This is a genomic window from Promicromonospora kroppenstedtii DSM 19349, from assembly GCF_000515355.1.
In the GTDB taxonomy this organism is placed as follows: Bacteria; Actinomycetota; Actinomycetes; order Actinomycetales; family Cellulomonadaceae; genus Promicromonospora; species Promicromonospora kroppenstedtii.
Genome location: NZ_KI911746.1, coordinates 30,114 through 30,317, shown reverse-complemented (window position 1 = coordinate 30,317; position 204 = coordinate 30,114). Strand labels below are relative to the sequence as shown.

The following is a 204-nucleotide window of genomic DNA, read 5'->3' as shown; positions in this document are numbered from 1 at the left end:
CAGCTCCTCGGGCTCGCAGTCCTTGAGGATGGAGCCGCTCGCGCCCGCCTCCAGCGCGCCGAACACGTACTCGTCCAGGTCGAACGTGGTCACCACGAGCACGGCGGGCGGCGTCGGCTCTCCCTCGGCCGGACGGCGCACGATCTCCCGCGTCGCGGCGAGCCCGTCGCCGCCCGGCATGCGCACGTCCATGCAGACGACGTC

1 protein-coding gene is annotated in these 204 nt (G+C 73.5%); it reads right to left on the bottom strand.

Features of this window, described 5'->3' with window-relative positions:
• A partial coding sequence (locus tag PROKR_RS25350; RefSeq protein WP_157602682.1) for a response regulator occupies positions 1-204 on the bottom strand: 204 nt, incomplete at both ends.